The following is a 19,411-nucleotide window of genomic DNA, read 5'->3' as shown; positions in this document are numbered from 1 at the left end:
GATCAGGCCGGCTGCAGTTCTTTGGCTGCTGTGGGTTCTTCTGGGGGCAGCGATTCCAGCTGTTCGCGGATTTCCTGCTGAACGATCGAGCGGTATTCGAGGAAGTGCTCGTTGTGGGCCAGCACCGATAGGAACTGTTCAAGCAGGGCAGGATTGTTGCGTGCCATGCCGAGCAGGTAACGCCAGAAACGGGTGCGGGTGTTGCGCTTGATGCCCTGCCGCCACACCACGATGCTCAGCGCCTTGAGGTCCACCAGGCTGGGCAGTTTGGCCGCGGCTTTCCAGCGGGGTGCGCCCATCTTCAGGTAATAGCTGTAAACCCGGTCCATGTAGGCGTTGGGTTCGTACAGCGCGCAGAACGCGTCCACGTACTCATTGGCAATGTCGCGGATCGGTCGGGTGGGTTTGAAGTTGAGCAGGTTGGTCTGGTTCACACCCTTGGCAGCGTCTTCTCCCTGAATCAAGCGGCCTTCCCGCTCTAGCCGTGCCCAAAGGGCTGTTTTGGGCAGGGCCTGCAACATGCCCATCATCGCGGCGGGGATACCGGTGCGGGTCACAAAGTCCACGATGCGGTGGCCTGCGCCATCCTTCTCGCCGTCGAAACCGATGATGAAACCCGCCATCACGCGGATTCCGTTGGCGGTGATCCGATCCACGGCGGCATCCAGTGGGTTGCGCGTGTTCTGCACTTTGCGAGCCGTTTCCAAACTCGCTTCGTCCGGGGTTTCGATGCCCAGAAAGACGCTTTCGAAGCGCGCGTCGTGCATCATCCGCATCATTTCCTCGTCGTCGGCCAGATCAACGGAGGCTTCAGTGGAGAAGCTGAAGGGGTAGCCCCTCTCCTCCTGCCAGGTGCGGATCTGCGGCAGCAGCAACTTGGCGTTGCGCTTGTTGCCGATGAAGTTGTCGTCCACCAGAAAGATCGAGCGCCGCCAGCCCAGGTCGTGCAGATATTGCAGCTCTGCCACCAGCTGTTCGGGGGTCTTGGTGCGGGGCTTGCGGCCGTAGAGAACGATGATGTCGCAGAACTCGCAGTTGAAGGGGCAGCCCCGTGAGAACTGCACGCTCATCGAGTCGTAGGCCTCGAGTTGCAGCAGATCGAAGCGTGGAATCGGGGTGGCGGTGACGTCTGGCTTGTCTCCTTCGGCGGTGAAGCGACCACCGGTTTCTCCCCGTTCCAGGGCATCCAGGAACATCGGCAGGGTGATTTCCCCTTCATCAAGGATCTTGAAGTCCGCCAGATCCAGTTCCGGTGCATCCGGTGTGGAGCTTGCGAAGGGGCCACCAACGGCTACAGGAAGACCTCTCTGCTTGGCCTTGCTGATCTGCATAGCCATGTCGTCCTTCTGGACGATCATTCCCGAAATGATCACCAGCTCGGCCCAGTTCCACTCCTCGTCAGTCACCTCCCGCACGTTCCGGTCCACTAGCTTCATCTGCCACTCCTGGGGGAGAAGTGCCGCCACGGTGACCAACCCCAGGGGAGGCAGCAGCACTTTGCGATTCACCAGCTCGAGAATCTTTTCGTAACTCCAGAAGGTCTTCGGGAACTCGGGATAAACGAAAAGCGTGCGCATGGCTTCGGGCGTTGGTGGATGGACGTCCGGTCAGCCCGGCTGGAGATACCTTTCAGTCGGTATCAGCTGTTAACAAACCCTAAGCGCAATGGCCTGAACTCAGGCCGGTGTCTGATCTAATGGTGGTCACCTCCGTACTTGCACATGGGCGTCGGCATCTATCTCGGCCTTGTTGGTTCCGGTCTGGTGACGGCTTTTGTGCTCACCAAGCTGCTGAAGGGAATCAAGCTCATCTAAGCGGTTCCAACGTTTTCGCTCCTCGCTTTCGTATCCAGAGCACAGCCACAGCTGCGCTGAGGCCCCCCGTGACGCTGAAAGCAGTGGAGAGATTGGTGAACATCACCATCAGGGCAACGATTAATCCACTGAGCCCGCCTCCGCCCAAGAAGGCGATCTGGCTGAGCCCAGCCATCCGGCCACGCATCACTTGTGGTGATCCGATCTGACTGATCAGGTTGCAGCTGCTCAGCAGCCCGGCGGTGCCAGCGCCGATCAAAAAGGCCATGGCCAGACTTAACACAGGCCCTGGAGTACAGGCCATTCCCAGCTGGGCCACTGCGGTAATCAAGCCAAACCCCCCGAGAGTGAGGAAAGGTCGCCGGCAGAAACGCTGGCTGTTGCGTTGCAGCACTAGCCCTCCCACAATGCTGCCGCCCGCCAGCACGCTGGTGAACAGCCCCAGATCTGTGGGATTGGGCCCCAGTTGATCGAAGGCGATCAACGGGGCCAGTCCCGGGTGATAGAACCCGATCAGACACAGCACAGCGGTGAAGCTGAGCACCCCTTGAAGGGTGCTACCGCAGTGGCGCCAGGCATTAAGCAGGCTGGCGTCTTGACCAATGCTGCTGCGCACTTCCCGATCCCGATTCGGGTTGAGCAAGAACATCACACTGGCGATTGGCAGCAGATAGCTGGCCGCATCAATGCCCAGAGCCCAGGCCGGGCCAGTGGCCGCCAACAACAACCCGCCGATTGGGGGGCCGACCAGCTTGCCCACGTTGAAGACCACCGAAAAGCTGGTGAGGTAGCCCGCAAGCTGTTCCGGCCGCTCCACCAGGATCGAGCAGTACTTGTTGCGTGCCGTCAACTCATAGGCACCGGCGATGCCCACCAGCAGGGTGCTGCAGAGCAGCAGCAGCACCTGGGCTGTGCCCTCCAACAGGGGAATCGCCAGGGCCCCCAGGCCAGAGGCAGTCAGCAGTGCCCATTGCGCCTGCACAAGCACCCGTTCACAGCCCACCCGGTCGGTGCGCACCCCCGCTGGACCACTCACCAGCAAGGTTGGAAGTGAAAGAGCGGCGAAGTTCAACGCCAGCACGAAGGGGTCCACGCCCCCTTTCATCAGAATCCAGCCCTTGGCGGTGATGCCGGCGAACGAACCCGCCGTGCTCACGCCGGAGGCGATCAGAAAAAGCTGGCGTTGCTGCTCGGCCCGCAGTTTGAGAAGGGTCAACCCTGGCGTTTCGCTGCGGCCACCATGGCGCGGGCACCAACAATCCTCCCGCTGAGGTCGTAGATGTCAGCCCCGGTGATCTCCACCGGCACCAGGCTGCCCGGCGCGGCCTGTTGACCATCGGCGCCGGGTTGCACCCGCACTTCACCATCCACTTCGGGCGCAAAGCGGGCGCAGCGCCCGATCATCTCGCCGGTTTGCGGGTTGTGCTGTTCGATCAGCACGTCAACAGTGCGCCCCACCCAGCGGCTGTTGCGTTCCTCCGAAATGGGTTGTTGCAGAGCCATCAGGGCATCCTTGCGGGCTTGGGCCACCTCGGGATCGACGCGATCGGGCAGGTCCGCCGCTGCTGTGCCGTCCTCCGGAGAGAAGGTGAACACACCAACATGATCGAAGCGTTGGCGCTCGAGGAAGCCCATCAGGTGCTGGAAGTGCTCTTCGGTTTCGCCGGGGAACCCCACGATCAACGTGGTGCGCAGCACCGCATCGGGGAGTTGGTCGCGGATCTGATCCAGCAGGCGGTCGTTCACATCCGCCTGCCAGGGGCGGTTCATCGCCCGCAGCACCTCCGGATGGCTGTGCTGCAACGGCAGATCCAGATAAGGCACCACATTGGGCACCTCCCGGTAGGCCGCCAGAACATCAGGGGTCAGCCCGGTGGGATAGGCGTAATGCACCCGGATCCAGGGGATCTCCACGTCGCCAAGGGCTCGTAGCAGTTCCGCCAGCTTGGGTTTGCCGTAGAGGTCGAGGCCGTAGTTGGTGGTGATCTGGCTGATCAGGATCAGCTCCTGCACCCCCTGTTCCGCCAGTTGGTGGGCTTCTGCCACGATGGATTCGATCGGTCGACTGCGCTGATCACCTCGCAGTTTCGGAATGATGCAGAAGGCGCAGCGGTAGTCGCAGCCCTCGGCCACCTTGAGGAAGGCCACCGCCTGGTCGGTGGTGCGTTGGCGTGGCAGGTGTTCGTCACCGACAAAGGTGGGAACGGCGCTCACCTGGTTCACCCGCTCCCCCGCTTCCACCCGCTGCAACACATCCACGATGTGCTGGTAGTCGCCGGTTCCCACGATGGCTTTGGCCTCGGGGATCGATTCCAGCAACTCCTCCTGGAAATGTTGGGCCAGGCATCCCGCGATGATCAATTCCTTGCCCTGTTCCGCCAGTCCCACCAGGGTGCGCACCGATTCTTCGCGGGCGTCCTGGATGAAGCTGCAGGTGTTCACCACCACCACGGCAGCATCCCGTTCATCGGTGCTGACGCCGTAGCCCGCTTCCGCCAGCAGCCCCACCATGTGTTCGGTGTCCACCCGATTCTTCTCGCAGCCCAGGTGGGCGAAGGCGACCGTCGGTTTCGTCGGGGTGCTTTTCATCACGTCGCCGTCAGGCCAAAGATCACCCTACGAAGCGGCCTGATCACGCCGGAACTGACAGAATCCGATTACTTGAAGATCAAGGATGGGCACCACCCGTCTCGTCAGCCGTCGCCGCCAGGATTCCGGCGCCAAATGGGCCCGCATCGCCATGGCGGTGCTGGCCACCGCGGGGTTGATCGATACCGGTTCGATCACCCTCAAGCGCTGGGGTTTGCTTGGCAACCTCACCTGTCCGATGGGGGCCGACGGTTGCGACAAGGTGCTCAACAGTGCCTGGGGAACAGTCTTTGCCGGGATTCCTCTGTCGTTGGTGGGGGTGCTGGCCTACGGCGCCGTGCTGCTGATGGCCCTGCTGCCTCTTTTGCCCGGCTTGCAGGAGAACAAGAGCGATCTGTCCCGACGCACCTGGTGGGGCCTGTTCACCGTGTCCCTGGGGATGGCCGTCTTCAGCGGCGTGCTGCTGGGGGTGATGCTGCTCAAGATTCAGGCCTTCTGTTTCTTCTGCGTCCTCTCCGCCGGGCTCTCTTTGGCGTTGTTGGTTCTCTCCATCGTCGGTGGCGGCTGGGATGAACTCGGGCAGCTGCTCTTCCGCGGCGTGCTCCTGGCCTTGGCGGTGCTGCTAGGGGGCTTGATCTGGGCGTCCGTGGTGGATCCGAATCGGCCCGAGGCCGTGGCCAATGGATCAGGCGTCGCACCGCTTGTCACCACCGTGAGCACGCCAGCTTCGATCTCCTTGGCTGAGCACCTCACCAGCAGCGGAGCTGTGATGTACTCCGCCTACTGGTGCCCCCACTGCCACGAACAGAAGGAGCTGTTCGGCAAGCAGGCCTCGGATCAGTTGAACGTGGTGGAGTGTGCGCCGGATGGTGAGAACAACCAGTCCGACCTGTGCCGCAGCAAAGGATTGGAGGGTTTCCCCAGCTGGGAGATCAACGGCAGCATCGATTCCGGGGTGAAAGGGCTCGACACACTGGCTGAACTCAGCGGCTATGAGGGCGACACCGACTTCTGAAAAAGAGATGCTCCTTAGTCCCGGACGGCACGGGTGAAGATCCCCCGCTGCCGTTGTTGCCGGGAATGCTGCCGCCATTGCGGTAGCGGTGCAGGAGCATCACTGCGGTAGTGGCCTCCCCGGCTTTCTCCTCGAAATAGGCAGGCTTCCAGCATCAGATGGCTGGTCAGCAACCTGTGGTGGAGATCCAGCAACAGGTTCAGATCGCGTCGGCTGCTTTCAGCCAACAGCCTGGGAGCACAGGGGTCGTCCCGTAGCAGGGCCTGGAGCAGCGCCTGCTGCTCCAGCTCTTGTTCGTGAGCTTTCACGTTGCCGAGGGCCTGGCGCAGTCCAGCGGCGGATCGCTCCACCCCCGCCCGTCGCCAGCAGAGTTGCCGCAGCTGCTCGATGGCGTCGATCAACTGCGAACTGCTGCTGCCGTTGAGGTCCAAGTCAAGCGGTTGCGTTGTGCTGCTGCCGAGGGCCGTTGGGACGGGGCCGAGCTCGATCTCTTTGAGGCGATGGGCGAACACCAGGCATTCCATCAGGGAGTTGCTGGCCAGTCGGTTCGCGCCATGCAGGCCTGTACAGGCCACTTCCCCCACGGCATAGAGCCCGGGCAGCGTGGTGGCGGCCTGCAGGTCCGTGGCCACCCCTCCCATCCAGTAATGGGCGGCTGGTGCCACGGGGATTGGCCGTTCCAATGGATTCAGTCCGAGTTCGTCGCAGCGGTCCAGGATCGTTGGGAAGCGTCGCTCCGCCTGGTCGCGCGGGATGGCGGCGAAGTCGAGCCACATCTGTTTCACCCGCTGCCGCTGCATGGCCTGCATCAAGGCTCGGCTCACCTGGTCCCGCGGTGAGAGGTCGCGTTGGGGCAGGTGGGCCACAGGGCTGCCCCCTAGGGAATCCACCAGCACCCCGCCCTCTCCGCGAACGGCTTCGGAGATCAGAAAGCAGGGGGCGTCATCCAGCCGGATGGCCGTTGGATGGAACTGAACAAATTCCAGATCTTCCACGGCTGCACCCGCCTGCCAGGCGAGGGCGATGCCTTCACCGCAGGCCTGGGCTGGATTGGTGGTATTAGCAAACAGATGGCCCCCGCCGCCGCTGGCCAGCACCACGGCGCGAGCTTCGATTCCGTGAAGATGCGCCCCATCCAGCACCTGCACGCCGCAACAGCGCCCATGGCGCACCAGCAGCTGCGTTACGCGAACGCCCCGGCGATGCAGTAGCCCAGGCCGTTGCTCGACACGATCCCGCAGCACATCCACCAGTGCTCGCCCCGTGCGGTCCTGCACATGCAGCACGCGTCTGTGACTGTGGGCTGCTTCCAGGGTCGTCGCCAGACCGTCCTGATCCCGGTCGAAGGCCATCCCCAGCTGCCCGAGGCGCTCCACGCAATGCGGCGCCTCCTGCACCAACAGCCGCACCGCATCACCATCGCAAAGGCCCGCTCCAGCCAGAACGGTGTCCTCCGCATGGCTTTCGGCGCTGTCCTCCTTGCGGGTCACCGCGGCGATGCCCCCCTGGGCCCAGCGGCTGGAGGAACGCCGCCCCGTGTTGCGGTTGAGCAGCAACACCTTGAGCTCCGGCGGCAGATCAAGGCAGGTCATCAAGCCAGCGGCCCCGGCACCGATCACCACCACGTCCCAGGGACCTGAGGGGATGGGGTCAGAGCAGCGGGGCAGGGCCATCACAGGGACAAAAAAACCGCCGGTGGTCCGGCGGTTCGGGCAGTCACAACCAGTGTGACGGGCTGTAGGTCTTAACGGTATTGGCCGTCATTGATGCGGTCGTCACCTTCGTTAAGAGCGATGGAGGGAGGGGTGACGGTGAAGTTGTCGCGGTACTTTGCGAACAGCTCCTGCTGACGTTCGGTGAGGTCAAGAGACAGCACGTCATCAACGCTGTCGTAAGGGCCACCCAGAACGATCTTGCCAGCCATGGTCGGGTACATCCCGGGGAACTGCTGGAAACGACGCACGGAGGAGTTGTTCAAATCCACCTTGCCGTCCCGTGCCGCAATTTTGTCGTCCGCGATGTTGCGGATCTCATTGCCGGAATACTTGTTGCGAAGGTCGTCGTCGGCATAGACGCTGCTCGGCAGCACGAGGCCTGCCATCAGGCTCGCCATCACCAGTGCGCCGGTCAGCCAGCTCAGAAGCCGCTTCATCTCAACTCTCGATCAGGGGTCAGAACGGGTCGACCGGCTGTGCCGGCTTCGGAAGACTACAAGTCGTTGCGCCCTTGAAGCCCCGGAATCGGTGCAGCTTTTGCAGTTCGTTTCACTCGATCAGGCCACTGAGCCCGGGCTGCAGCAAGGCCGAGAGCAGGAACAAGCCATCCACCCAAAGGGTTGTGATCAAGACAGCAGCAGCCATGGACCTAGGATCACCGGTGAAACCGCTGTTGTTCTTGCTCAGGCGCCGCCCAGCCGACAGCACAAGGACGGCTGAAAACACCAGGGTGATAAAAGGTAGGGGCTCAAGCAGATGCGTCCCCGCTTGATGCAGCAGCAGTGGCGCTTGATCGAGGGGGGCTGTCACCACTGCGGGCCAGAACTGCATCACGCCGGTGGCTGCCATGGCCAGGTCGGTGCAAGCTGTGCCCACCAGGGACGACAAATAAAACGTTGCCGCCAAGCGCCAGCGCCCCTGCAGGCCGCCCAAGGCCACGGGCAGGGCGAAGGCTTCCACAGGCAGATGAAGAACGGGATGGGCCCGCAGCCAACCCCAGAAAATGCACCCCGCGAGCCAGCTGCCGCTGAAACCCACCAGTAGGGAACCCAGGTCAGATGTTGTCTGGGAGCGGCTCTGATGCATCACCAGGCCGGCTGCAACCAGAACTCCGGTGAAAACGGTGGCTGAGAACGGATTCAGCCTTACCCAGGGGGCTTGCAGGAACACCGGCAGCACCACCATGGCCGCGGCGATGCGGGCCATGGGAAAGGACCACGACCTAGCGGGGGCTGATGTTTGCCAGGTGCCGCCGATCAAATGTCCTTTGTGAAGAAAGTCACGGAACCTTAGAAGACATCTCCAAGTGACGCGGCCGACATGCCCGCTTCGCCCGCCGGGGATACCGTCAAAACGACACTCATTCGTTGATGGCGGACCCCTCTGCATCCCTCACCCTGGTTGAGGCCTGCTGGCGTGATCTGGTGCTTGGGGTGGTCCAAGGACTCACTGAATTCCTGCCGATCAGCAGCACTGCTCATTTGAAGGTGGTTCCTGAGCTCCTGGGTTGGGGTGATCCGGGTGTTTCCGTGACCGCCGCCATTCAGCTGGGCAGCATCGTTGCTGTGATTGCCTACTTCCGCACTGATCTCAGCCAGGTTCTGCGGGGTGTCAGCCGCGCTTTTCGCTATGGCCAGTGGCGGGAACCCGAGGCGCGTCTCGGGTTCGCCATGGTGGTGGGCACCCTGCCGATCTTGGTCATCGGTTTGGGGATCAAATTCGCCTGGTCTCAGGGCTACGAACAGTCACCGCTGCGCAGCCTTCCCTCAATTGCCATCGTCTCCATTCTGATGGCGCTGTTGCTGGCACTGGCCGAACAGGTCGGTGCTCGACGCAAGCAGCTTCAACTGGTTTCAGGCCGAGACGGCCTTCTGGTGGGCCTGGCCCAGGCGCTTGCCTTGCTTCCGGGGGTGTCGCGTTCCGGCAGCACCCTCACGGCGGCCCTGTTCGACGGTTGGCAGCGTGCTGATGCGGCCCGCTTTTCCTTCCTTTTGGGCATTCCCGCCATCACCATCGCGGGTTTGGTAGAGCTCAAGGATGCTTTGGCCGCCAGCCCTGGCAACGGTCCCCTGCCGTTGCTGGTGGGCATTAGTTCGGCTGCAGTGGTGTCGTGGCTGGCGATCGATTGGTTGCTGAAGTTCTTGCAGCGCAACAGCACCTGGCTTTTTGTCGCCTACCGGCTGCTGTTCGGTCTGCTTTTACTGGTCTGGTGGGGCATCCACGGCGCACACTGAGTTCAGATGAAGCCGGCTTGTGTGGAATGAGCCATCTGCCGGGGTTGCCGTGGCAGCCCTGGATCCAAGCAGCAGTGGTCGTCAACCGCAGCCCGCGGTGGTGGCGTCAGTGGAGTCCGGCTCGATCGGGGAGGAGCTGGGTTTTGAGCCGGGCGATCAGTTGCTCAGCATCAATGGCATTCGCCCGCGCGATCTGATCGATTACCGCTACCTGTGCGTGGAGGAGGAGCTCTGCCTTGAGGTGCGTGATGCCAAGGGTGAGCTGCATCGGGTAGAGCTGGAAAAAGATGCCGATGACGGCCTTGGGCTGGCCTTCACCGAGGCTCTGTTTGATGGCTTGCGTCAGTGCAACAACAACTGTCCGTTCTGTTTCATCGATCAGCAGCCCCCGGGGCGGCGCGACAGCCTTTATCTCAAAGACGACGATTACCGGCTGAGTTTTCTCTATGGCTCCTATCTGACGCTCACCAACCTGGGTGAGGCCGACTGGCAGCGGATTGAGGAGCAGCGCTTGTCACCTTTGTTTGTGTCGGTGCATACCACGGATCCCGAGCTGCGCTCACGATTGCTGGTCAATCCGCGTGCTGCCCAGGTGATGGACCAGCTTGCCTGGTTTGACCAGCGTGATTTGCAGATCCATGCTCAGGTGGTGGTTTGTCCGGGGCTGAACGACGGCCCTGCTCTTGAGAGAACGCTGAACGACCTCGCCTCCTTCGCAGCTGGCCCCTGGCCGGCGGTGCTGTCTGCGGCGGTGGTGCCGGTGGGGCTCACCCGCTTCAGGCCGGCGGATGACGGCTTGGTTCCTGTGGATCCGGAATGCGCCCGCAGGGTGATTGCTCAGGTGGAACCCATGCAGCAGCACTTTCAGGAGGTTTTGGGCACCCGTTTTGCCTGGCTTTCCGATGAGTGGTACCTGGTGGCGGGGTTGCCCTTGCCGCCCCGGGACAACTACGAGGATCTGCCGCAGCAGGAAAACGGCGTGGGCAGCATCCGCGCTTTCCTTGAATCCTTGGATGCAGCGACTGACGATTTGCCCACTGCGGTCTCTGAGCCCCGGCGTTGCAGCTGGGTGGTTGGTCAGATCGTGGCCCAGGCTTTGCAGCCCGTGGCTGAACGGCTCAATGCTGTTGATGGCGTTGAGTTTCATCTGATCGGGTTGCCGAGTCCCTATTGGGGGCAGGAGCAAGTGGTGACTGGATTACTGACGGGACAGGATCTGCTCACTGGCCTGCAGGGCCGAGAGCTGGGCGATGAGCTGCTGCTGCCATCGGTGATGTTGCGGCAAGGGGAGCCCGTTTTTCTGGATGACATGACCCTGGAATCCCTGGCCGCGCAGTTGCCTGTCCCCATTAAGATCGTGCATGGGGCGGCTGACGTCGTGGACTCAGTTTTGGGTGCCATAGGAAAAAGTCCCTAAGCTCCGTGAAATTCCTTGATTGCTGTGCGCCGGATCACCGCGGGTATTTGTCTCGTAGCGGGCGTTGTCTCTTCCGGTGTTCCCCCTGCGCTCAGCAAAGACACCGTTCAAGTTGAGTCGGCCTTGATTGATCAGGCCACGCTGCCGAATGCGATCGACTCGAAGGGTGCCCGTCCCAAGGCTGATCCGTCTGTGATCTCTCCTGCGCTTGATGCGCTGCCGCCTCCGCTTCTTCCTTTGGCGGCTCCCCCAAGCCTGGCTCTCCCTGATGCACCATCTCAGGTGCGTATCCATGAGCTGCGTCCCCTCACCCTCGAAGAAGCCCTTCAGCTGGCAGAGGTCAATAGCCCTCAGCTCAAAGCAGCGGCCAGTCGGGTGGATCAGGCCAAATCCGCGCTGCGTGCAGCCATCGCCGCCTGGTACCCCACTGTTGACCTTTCGGCCAGCGGACTTCCTGAATACTTCAAGTCGTACTCCTACCGAAATCCAGATTTCGTTCCCGATCGGATTGTCCAGAGGCCAACGGGTCAGATCAATCCGATCACAGGTGAGGAGATCACCCGTCCAGTCACCCGCGATGGTTACAACGAGCGCTATGGCCGTGAGTGGCGCGCCAACGTCAGCCTGCAGGTGAGTTGGGATCTGATCAATCCTGCCCGGGTTCCTCAGATCGCAGCAGCTCGGGATCGTTTCGAGCGCGCCGGTGACGCCTACCTGATCGCACTTCGTGATCTTCGTTTGGAAGCGCAGAGGGCCTACTTCGACCTGCAGCGGGCTGATGCGGGTGTACGCATTGGCCAGGACTCTGTCAAAGCTTCATTGGTGAGTTACCGAGACGCGCGGGCGCGTTTCAATGCGGGGGTGAACACCAAGTTGGATGTTCTCGAGGCGGAGACGCAACTCGCGCGTGACCGCGACACCCTGACGACCAATCTTCGCGATCAGAACGACCAGCGTCGCAACCTTGCCCGGGTGCTGGACCTTCCTCAGGACGTCACTCCGACGGCTGCGACGCCCGCTCGACCCTTGGGCCTGTGGGAGCCATCACTGCAGGAAAGCATTGTTGCCGCCTACAACTACCGCGAAGAGCTCGATCAACTGATTCTCGATATTTCGATCAACAACAGTCAGGCCAATGCATCTTTGGCAGCAGTGCAACCTGTCCTGAGCTTTGTCAACTCCACCTCGGCGTCCCGGTCGGAAGGGCAGAGCGGTCAGCCATCCATCAGTGACATCGACATGGGTGACTACACCTATGGCGTGGAGAACAGCACGGCCCTGAGGGCGAGCTGGCGCTTGTTTGATGGTGGTCGAGCTCGTGCTGAATACCGGCGCTCCAAGCAGGCCGCTGAGCAGAGCCGCTTTGATTTCGCCGATCTTCGAGACCAGATCCGCTACGAGGTGGAGCAGAGCTTTTTCGGCCTAAGAGCTGCCATTCAGAGCATCGAAACCACAGCGATCGAAGTTCTTTCATCAAAAGAATCTCTGCGTCTCTCCCAGCTGAGGGTTCAGGCGGGCGTTGGCGTGCAGAGGGAAGTGGTGAACAACCAGCGTGATGTCACCCAGGCAGAGCTGAAATATGCACGCGCGATCAACAGCTACAACACCAATTTGGCGCTGCTGCAGCGCCGTACAGGTCTGGATGCCTTGGTTGCCTGCAATGCGGTTTCACTGCCATCTACCAAGCCGGAACTTGATCAACCACTGATTCCAATTGAGCCCACGCCGCTGAAGACCGCTTGCCCGTCGTTGGCAACCGATGGTTCGTCGGTCGATCAAACTGAGGGCAGTCCTGTTCAGCCTCTGTGGTGACCTCGGTGCTCAGTGACGATCAACTGGGCGCTGTTCATCTGTTGCTGGATCGCATTCGCGCTCGTCAGCTGCAGGACTTTGGTCAGATCGGTTCTGACGTGAAGCCCGATGGCTCCTTGATCACTGACTGTGATCGCTGGAGTGATGCCGCTCTGGTGGAGGGTTTGGCCAGCATCGCCCCTGGTGAGGGTGTCCTTAGTGAAGAAGGATCGAAAACAGTCCCAAACACCCGGGCCTATTGGGTGGTGGATCCCCTCGATGGGACCACCAACTTTGCGGCGGGCATCCCCTATTGGGCCATTTCCGTGGCCCGTTTTGTCGATGGCCGTCCCAGTGAGGTTTTCCTGGATGTGCCAGCGCTGAACCAACGCTTTGTCGCCTTGCGGGGCCGCGGAGCAACTCGAAACAATCAGCCGCTCACTTCGGAGACCCGAGCCCTGGCCACCAGTGCTTGCGTCTCCCTTTGCAGCCGCTCGATTCGTGTGCTGCAACGCAAACCTGATCAGCGTTTTCCTGGGAAGATCCGTCTGCTTGGTGTCGCCAGCCTCAATTTGGTGAGCGTTGCAGTGGGGCAGACCATCGCTTCACTGGAAGCCACGCCCAAGATCTGGGATCTGGCGGCGGCTTGGTTGGTGCTGGATGAATTGGGTTGTCCGATTCGTTGGTTGGATGCGGATCCAGCACAGCTCTCTCCTGGAGAAGACGTGGCTGACCGTGGATTCCCGATGTTGGCGGCCGGTTCATGGGCTCATCTGGCGCGTTTCCTTCCCTGGGGGGAGGCTTTGGTCCAGCGCTGAGGAATTGGCATTGCGCGAGCGGAGTGGGTGGTGTTAGTGTTTTGTCTTGCGCGGGAGCTGAGAGGCTGCTGTGCAGGCCGAAGCGCTTGAGGCGAAAGCCTTGATGTGTCTGAGGCGACTTACGAGACCAGAGGGAGCGATCCCACGGTGTTGTAAGTTCATCAAGCGGTCGCGAGAGGCCGCGATGACCAGCCAACCGATCTCCTGAGAGGGAGTGAAGAGACGTTTGGTCGCACCTGGACAATTGAAAAGTTTAGGAACTGACGCTTTTATCGCGTTTGGTTCTGAGCCGAACCGCAAGGTGAGGTGAGGAACCGAATGATATTGCGATAAAGGTGTGAGGTCCCGTCAAAATATTTCGTTGCGAAGAAGCAATTCGCTGCAACGGGAGGGTTTTCACGAGCTCTCTTGTTGCCGGTGTGCGAATTGTGGAGCAACAACCGGATCTGAGATCCCGGAAAGTCATTGACAGAGAAATCTAGAGATGCACTCTTAAGAACCCTTTTGTGTCAGCGAAAGGAGGCCTCAACTGTTGCCAGTTTTACTGAGTAATGGGTGACGCAAATCATTTTGAGGACGTGAAAACGTCTAAGAGGAAATGATCTACAACGGAGAGTTTGATCCTGGCTCAGGATGAACGCTGGCGGCGTGCTTAACACATGCAAGTCGAACGAACCTTCGGGTTAGTGGCGGACGGGTGAGTAACGCGTGAGAATCTGCCCTCAGGAGGGGGACAACAGCTGGAAACGGCTGCTAATACCCCATATGCCGCGAGGTGAAATGAATTTCGCCTGAGGATGAGCTCGCGTCTGATTAGCTAGTTGGTGTAGGTAATGGCTCACCAAGGCATCGATCAGTAGCTGGTCTGAGAGGATGATCAGCCACACTGGGACTGAGACACGGCCCAGACTCCTACGGGAGGCAGCAGTGGGGAATTTTCCGCAATGGGCGAAAGCCTGACGGAGCAACGCCGCGTGAGGGATGAAGGCCTCTGGGCTGTAAACCTCTTTTATCAAGGAAGAAGATCTGACGGTACTTGATGAATAAGCCACGGCTAATTCCGTGCCAGCAGCCGCGGTAATACGGGAGTGGCAAGCGTTATCCGGAATTATTGGGCGTAAAGCGTCCGCAGGCGGCCCTTCAAGTCTGCTGTTAAAAAGTGGAGCTTAACTCCATCATGGCAGTGGAAACTGTTGGGCTTGAGTGTGGTAGGGGCAGAGGGAATTCCCGGTGTAGCGGTGAAATGCGTAGATATCGGGAAGAACACCAGTGGCGAAGGCGCTCTGCTGGGCCATCACTGACGCTCATGGACGAAAGCCAGGGGAGCGAAAGGGATTAGATACCCCTGTAGTCCTGGCCGTAAACGATGAACACTAGGTGTCGGGGGAATCGACCCCCTCGGTGTCGTAGCCAACGCGTTAAGTGTTCCGCCTGGGGAGTACGCACGCAAGTGTGAAACTCAAAGGAATTGACGGGGGCCCGCACAAGCGGTGGAGTATGTGGTTTAATTCGATGCAACGCGAAGAACCTTACCAGGGTTTGACATCCTGCGAATCTCTTGGAAACAGGAGAGTGCCTTCGGGAACGCAGTGACAGGTGGTGCATGGCTGTCGTCAGCTCGTGTCGTGAGATGTTGGGTTAAGTCCCGCAACGAGCGCAACCCACGTCTTTAGTTGCCAGCATTTAGTTGGGCACTCTAGAGAGACTGCCGGTGATAAACCGGAGGAAGGTGTGGATGACGTCAAGTCATCATGCCCCTTACATCCTGGGCTACACACGTACTACAATGCTACGGACAAAGGGCAGCAAGTTCGCGAGGACAAGCAAATCCCATAAACCGTGGCTCAGTTCAGATCGTAGGCTGCAACTCGCCTACGTGAAGGCGGAATCGCTAGTAATCGCAGGTCAGCATACTGCGGTGAATACGTTCCCGGGCCTTGTACACACCGCCCGTCACACCATGGAAGTTGGCCACGCCCGAAGCCGTTACTCCAACCCTTGTGGAGGAGGACGTCGAAGGTGGGGCTGATGACTGGGGTGAAGTCGTAACAAGGTATCCGTACCGGAAGGTGCGGATGGATCACCTCCTAACAGGGAGACAACACAATGATTTTGATGCCTGAGTACTTTTATTCTTAGGCCGAAATCCTGTCACCTTAGGTCGATCGGTACCTCAGCTTTGAAGTCAAGGATCAGCAGCAATGTTGATTGCTTGATGGAGATTTTCAGTTCCTAAACTTTGTCTAGGTCACACCCCAAAAGGGATGAGACTCCTGGGCCATTAGCTCAGGTGGTTAGAGCGCACCCCTGATAAGGGTGAGGTCCCTGGTTCAAGTCCAGGATGGCCCATTCGGTGTTGGGGGTTTAGCTCAGTTGGTAGAGCGCCTGCTTTGCAAGCAGGATGTCAGGAGTTCGAGTCTCCTAACCTCCACTGACCGAACTTGATTCCCATCTCCAATTTTTTTGGAGTTGAGCTCGATTGGAGTGTGATTTAGATGTGTCCGCTGGATGACCCCAGCTTCCTGTCATTCCAAGTTTTAGGTTGATGCCTTGAATTTGGTTGATAAGATGCTGGGCTCAGATCAAATGATCAAGCAATTGATAATTTGATTTGAAGTTCTAGCAGAACCTTGACAACTGCATAGGTGAGTCTGGAAAAAACAAAGCATCTTACAGATGCATTGTTTTGAATCTGATCTTCTGAAAGGGAGATTGGATCTAGAACAATGAAAATTCTTTTGAGCAAGAGCCGAGACTCTTGAGCGTTCTTTGATTGGTGTCGAGCCAATCAGAGTTTGATCTTGTTTTTAGCAATAAAAACTTGAGAATCTGCTTTCAACGGCGGTAAGCGTTCAGGAGGTTAATTGGTCAAGCTACAAAGGGCTCACGGCGGATACCTTGGCACACAGAGGCGATGAAGGACGTGGTTACCTGCGATAAGTCTCGGGGAGCTGGAAGCACGCTTTGATCCGGGAATTTCCGAATGGGGCAACCCTTAATACGGCCAGCTGAATCCATAGGCTGGCACGAGCCAACCCAGCGAACTGAAACATCTTAGTAGCTGGAGGAAAGGAAAGTAAAAACGACTCCCTAAGTAGCGGCGAGCGAACGGGGAAGAGCCTAAACCGATACTTTCGAGTATCGGGGTTGTGGGACAGCAACGTGTATCAGGGAAGTTAGGAGAAGTGCTTGAATGGCACGCCACAGAGGGTGAAAGCCCCGTAACCGAAAACTGAACTGAGCTAGCTGTATCCCGAGTAGCACGGAGCACGTGAAATTCCGTGTGAATCCGCGAGGACCACCTCGTAAGGCTAAGTACTACTGTGTGACCGATAGCGAAACAGTACCGCGAGGGAAAGGTGAAAAGAACCCCGGGAGGGGAGTGAAATAGAACATGAAACCGTGAGCCTACAAGCAATGGGAGCCCTACTTATAGGGTGACCGTGTGCCTGTTGAAGAATGAGCCGGCGACTTATAGGCACTGGCGGGTTAAACCGGAAATGGTGGAGCCATAGCGAAAGCGAGTCTGAATAGGGCGTTTGTCAGTGTTTATAGACCCGAACCCGGGTGATCTAACCATGGCCAGGATGAAGCTTGGGTGATACCAAGTGGAGGTCCGAACCGACTGACGTTGAAAAGTCAGCGGATGAGCTGTGGTTAGGGGTGAAATGCCAATCGAACCCGGAGCTAGCTGGTTCTCCCCGAAATACGTTGAGGCGTAGCGTCTCGTGCTCCAGCAGGGGGGTAAAGCCACCATTTCGGTGCGGGCTGCGAGAGCGGTACCAAATCGAGATGAACTCTGAATACCCTGTGTGTAGCGAGGCAGTCAGACTGTGGGGGATAAGCTCCATGGTCGAGAGGGAAACAGCCCAGACCGCCAGCTAAGGTCCCCAAATCAACACTAAGTGATAAAGGAGGTGGGATTGCATAGACAACCAGGAGGTTTGCCTAGAAGCAGCCATCCTCAAAGGAGTGCGTAATAGCTCACTGGTCGAGCGATCCTGCGCCGAAAATGAACGGGGCTAAGTGTTGTACCGAAGCTGCGGATTTTTATGGTAGGGGAGCGTTCTATGTGGGGCGAAGCGTTAGCGTGAGCGGGCGTGGACTGCATAGAAGTGAGAATGTCGGCTTGAGTAGCGAAAACATGGGTGAGAATCCCATGCACCGAAACCCTAAGGGTTCCTCCGGCAGGCTCGTCCGCGGAGGGTTAGTCTGGACCTAAGGCGAGGCCGAAAGGCGTAGTCGATGGATAACAGGTCAACATTCCTGTACCGGTCATGTTTTGGGAAGAGGGACGGAGAAGGCTAGCCAAGCCAGATGTTGGTTACTGGTTCAAGCGTTCGAGGCGTTGAGGAGCGGTGAAAACGTTCCGAGCTGAGGCGTGAGTACGAGCTGCTACGGCAGCGAAGTTGGTGACGTCAAGCTTCCAAGAAAAGCTCTATACCCGTTAAGGCATGACTGCCAGTACCCGAAACCGACACAGGTGGGGTGGTAGAGAATACCGAGGTGCGCGAGGTAACTCTCTCTAAGGAACTCGGCAAAATGGCCCCGTAACTTCGGGAGAAGGGGTGCCACCGCAAGGTGGTCGCAGTGAAGAGGCCCTGGCGACTGTTTACCAAAAACACAGGTCTCCGCTAAGTCGCAAGACGATGTATGGGGGCTGACGCCTGCCCAGTGCCGGAAGGTTAAGGAAGCCGGTCAGCGTAAGCGAAGCTGGCGACTGAAGCCCCGGTGAACGGCGGCCGTAACTATAACGGTCCTAAGGTAGCGAAATTCCTTGTCGGGTAAGTTCCGACCCGCACGAAAGGCGTAACGATCAGGGCGCTGTCTCGGAGAGAGGCTCGGCGAAATAGAATTGTCTGTGAAGATGCGGACTACGTACACCTGGACAGAAAGACCCTATGAAGCTTTACTGTAGCTTGGTATTGTGCCCGGGCTCTGAATGCGCAGGATAGGTGGGAGACGTTGATCTCATGGTTGCGGCTATGAGTTAGTCACTGGTGAGATACCACTCTTTCAGAGCTAGGGTTCTAACGTTCACCCGTTATCCGGGGAGCGGACAGTATCAGGTGGGCAGTTTGACTGGGGCGGTCGCCTCCTAAAAGGTAACGGAGGCGCACAAAGGTTTCCTCAGGCTGGTTGGAAATCAGCTGACGAGTGCAAAAGCAGAAGGAAGCTTGACTGTGAGACCTACAAGTCGAACAGGGACGAAAGTCGGTTTTAGTGATCCGACGGTTCTGAGTGGAAGGGCCGTCGCTCAACGGATAAAAGTTACTCTAGGGATAACAGGCTGATCTCCCCCAAGAGTTCACATCGACGGGGAGGTTTGGCACCTCGATGTCGGCTCATCGCAACCTGGGGCTGAAGTCGGTCCCAAGGGTTGGGCTGTTCGCCCATTAAAGCGGTACGCGAGCTGGGTTCAGAACGTCGTGAGACAGTTCGGTCCATATCCGGTGTACGCGCAGGAACATTGAGAGGATTTCTCCCTAGTACGAGAGGACCGGGAGGAACGCACCTCTGGTGTACCAGTTATCGTGCCAACGGTAAACGCTGGGTAGCCATGTGCGGAGTGGATAACCGCTGAAAGCATCTAAGTGGGAAGCCCACCTCAAGATGAGTGTTCCCATGGGGTAACCCAGTAAGGTCACGGGAAGAACACCCGTTGATAGGCTCTATGTGGAAGTCCAGTAATGGATGCAGCAGAGGAGTACTAATAGACCGAGGGCTTGACCAACATTTTGGTTCTTGCCTGAAGACTCATTTCTTTGTTTGATTCAGACGTGCAGCATTCGCTGCAGATCCTATGCAGTTCTCAGGGTTCATCCCTTGAGAATGTTCATCTATCCTGGTGTCCATGGCGGTGTGGTCCCACTCCGATCCATCCCGAACTCGGTTGTGAAACGCATCAGCGGCGACGATATTTGGGGGGTAGCCCCCTGAGAAAATAGCTCGATGCCAGGTAAAACATTCTCCAAATAGGTTGATGATGTGCTGATTGCTGTAGCGATCACCATCATC

Annotated in this window: 12 protein-coding genes, 2 tRNA genes and 3 rRNA genes; 11 read left to right on the top strand and 6 right to left on the bottom strand. The window is 58.9% G+C overall.

The window, feature by feature from the left end; translation table 11 throughout:
- Nucleotides 1–2: 2 nt before the first annotated feature.
- Nucleotides 3–1,577 carry a B12-binding domain-containing radical SAM protein gene (locus SynRS9902_RS11815; protein ID WP_186509257.1) on the bottom strand — a complete coding sequence of 525 codons (1,575 nt, stop codon included), beginning with the start codon at nucleotides 1,575–1,577 and terminating at the stop codon, nucleotides 3–5.
- A 144-nt stretch (nucleotides 1,578–1,721) separates the two neighbouring features.
- Between SynRS9902_RS11815 and SynRS9902_RS11810 the strand changes: the two genes are divergently transcribed.
- On the top strand, nucleotides 1,722–1,814 hold the full coding sequence (locus SynRS9902_RS11810) for a hypothetical protein (RefSeq protein WP_011365270.1): 93 nt from the start codon (nucleotides 1,722–1,724) through the stop codon (nucleotides 1,812–1,814).
- Here the strand turns inward: SynRS9902_RS11810 and SynRS9902_RS11805 are convergent.
- Both SynRS9902_RS11805 and rimO read right to left on the bottom strand, forming a co-directional pair.
- Nucleotides 1,807–3,030: an MFS transporter gene (locus tag SynRS9902_RS11805; RefSeq protein ID WP_186509256.1), complete on the bottom strand. Its 1,224-nt coding sequence runs from the start codon at nucleotides 3,028–3,030 to the stop codon at nucleotides 1,807–1,809. The two genes, SynRS9902_RS11810 and SynRS9902_RS11805, sit on opposite strands and share 8 nt — an antisense overlap.
- On the bottom strand, nucleotides 3,027–4,403 hold the full coding sequence (gene rimO, locus SynRS9902_RS11800) for a 30S ribosomal protein S12 methylthiotransferase RimO (protein ID WP_186509255.1): 1,377 nt from the start codon (nucleotides 4,401–4,403) through the stop codon (nucleotides 3,027–3,029). Before rimO ends, SynRS9902_RS11805 begins: the two co-directional genes overlap by 4 nt.
- An 85-nt stretch (nucleotides 4,404–4,488) precedes the next feature.
- Between rimO and SynRS9902_RS11795 the strand changes: the two genes are divergently transcribed.
- A complete protein-coding gene (locus SynRS9902_RS11795) occupies nucleotides 4,489–5,418 on the top strand; it encodes a vitamin K epoxide reductase family protein (RefSeq protein ID WP_186509254.1) in 930 nt (309 codons plus the stop codon).
- 14 nt (nucleotides 5,419–5,432) lie between these two features.
- On the opposite strand, the gene nadB is transcribed toward SynRS9902_RS11795, so the two are convergent.
- From nadB to SynRS9902_RS11780, 3 genes are all read right to left on the bottom strand, one after another.
- On the bottom strand, nucleotides 5,433–7,091 hold the full coding sequence (gene nadB, locus SynRS9902_RS11790) for an L-aspartate oxidase (RefSeq protein ID WP_186509253.1): 1,659 nt from the start codon (nucleotides 7,089–7,091) through the stop codon (nucleotides 5,433–5,435).
- A gap of 71 nt (nucleotides 7,092–7,162) precedes the next feature.
- Nucleotides 7,163–7,570, bottom strand: a complete 408-nt coding sequence (psbU, locus tag SynRS9902_RS11785) for a photosystem II complex extrinsic protein PsbU (RefSeq protein WP_186509252.1) — start codon at nucleotides 7,568–7,570, stop codon at nucleotides 7,163–7,165.
- A gap of 112 nt (nucleotides 7,571–7,682) precedes the next feature.
- The gene (locus SynRS9902_RS11780; RefSeq protein WP_255446134.1) at nucleotides 7,683–8,339 is read right to left on the bottom strand and encodes a DUF3120 domain-containing protein; all 657 of its coding nucleotides are present in this window, start codon (nucleotides 8,337–8,339) and stop codon (nucleotides 7,683–7,685) included.
- 164 nt (nucleotides 8,340–8,503) lie between these two features.
- On the opposite strand from SynRS9902_RS11780, the gene SynRS9902_RS11775 reads away from it, so the two are divergent.
- The 9 genes from SynRS9902_RS11775 (at nucleotide 8,504) to rrf (ending at nucleotide 19,354) form a co-directional block, all read left to right on the top strand.
- Nucleotides 8,504–9,367, top strand: coding sequence for an undecaprenyl-diphosphate phosphatase (locus SynRS9902_RS11775; protein ID WP_186509250.1), 864 nt, complete (start codon nucleotides 8,504–8,506; stop codon nucleotides 9,365–9,367).
- A 19-nt stretch (nucleotides 9,368–9,386) separates the two neighbouring features.
- On the top strand, nucleotides 9,387–10,784 hold the full coding sequence (locus tag SynRS9902_RS11770; RefSeq protein ID WP_186509249.1) for a TIGR03279 family radical SAM protein: 1,398 nt from the start codon (nucleotides 9,387–9,389) through the stop codon (nucleotides 10,782–10,784).
- 24 nt (nucleotides 10,785–10,808) lie between these two features.
- Nucleotides 10,809–12,596: a TolC family protein gene (locus tag SynRS9902_RS11765; protein ID WP_186510650.1), complete on the top strand. Its 1,788-nt coding sequence runs from the start codon at nucleotides 10,809–10,811 to the stop codon at nucleotides 12,594–12,596.
- Nucleotides 12,590–13,393, top strand: a complete 804-nt coding sequence (locus tag SynRS9902_RS11760; protein WP_186509248.1) for an inositol monophosphatase family protein — start codon at nucleotides 12,590–12,592, stop codon at nucleotides 13,391–13,393. Before SynRS9902_RS11765 ends, SynRS9902_RS11760 begins: the two co-directional genes overlap by 7 nt.
- A 605-nt stretch (nucleotides 13,394–13,998) precedes the next feature.
- Nucleotides 13,999–15,484: ribosomal RNA gene (locus tag SynRS9902_RS11755) — 16S ribosomal RNA — on the top strand.
- Nucleotides 15,485–15,668: 184 nt separating this feature from the next.
- Nucleotides 15,669–15,742: transfer RNA gene (locus SynRS9902_RS11750), tRNA-Ile, on the top strand.
- A 9-nt stretch (nucleotides 15,743–15,751) separates the two neighbouring features.
- Nucleotides 15,752–15,824 (top strand) — tRNA-Ala (locus tag SynRS9902_RS11745).
- Between the two features lie 435 nt (nucleotides 15,825–16,259).
- Nucleotides 16,260–19,127, top strand: a 23S ribosomal RNA gene (locus SynRS9902_RS11740).
- Nucleotides 19,128–19,237: 110 nt separating this feature from the next.
- A 5S ribosomal RNA gene (gene rrf / locus SynRS9902_RS11735) occupies nucleotides 19,238–19,354 on the top strand.
- Together the 16S, 23S and 5S rRNA genes with 2 tRNA genes alongside form the textbook arrangement of a ribosomal RNA operon.
- The last annotated feature ends 57 nt before the right edge of the window (nucleotides 19,355–19,411 follow it).

Origin of the sequence: Synechococcus sp. RS9902, from assembly GCF_014279635.1 — a bacterium.
Lineage (GTDB): Bacteria > Cyanobacteriota > Cyanobacteriia > PCC-6307 > Cyanobiaceae > Parasynechococcus.
The sequence above is the reverse complement of the archived record's forward strand: the minus strand, read 5'-3'. Positions and strand labels throughout refer to the sequence as shown.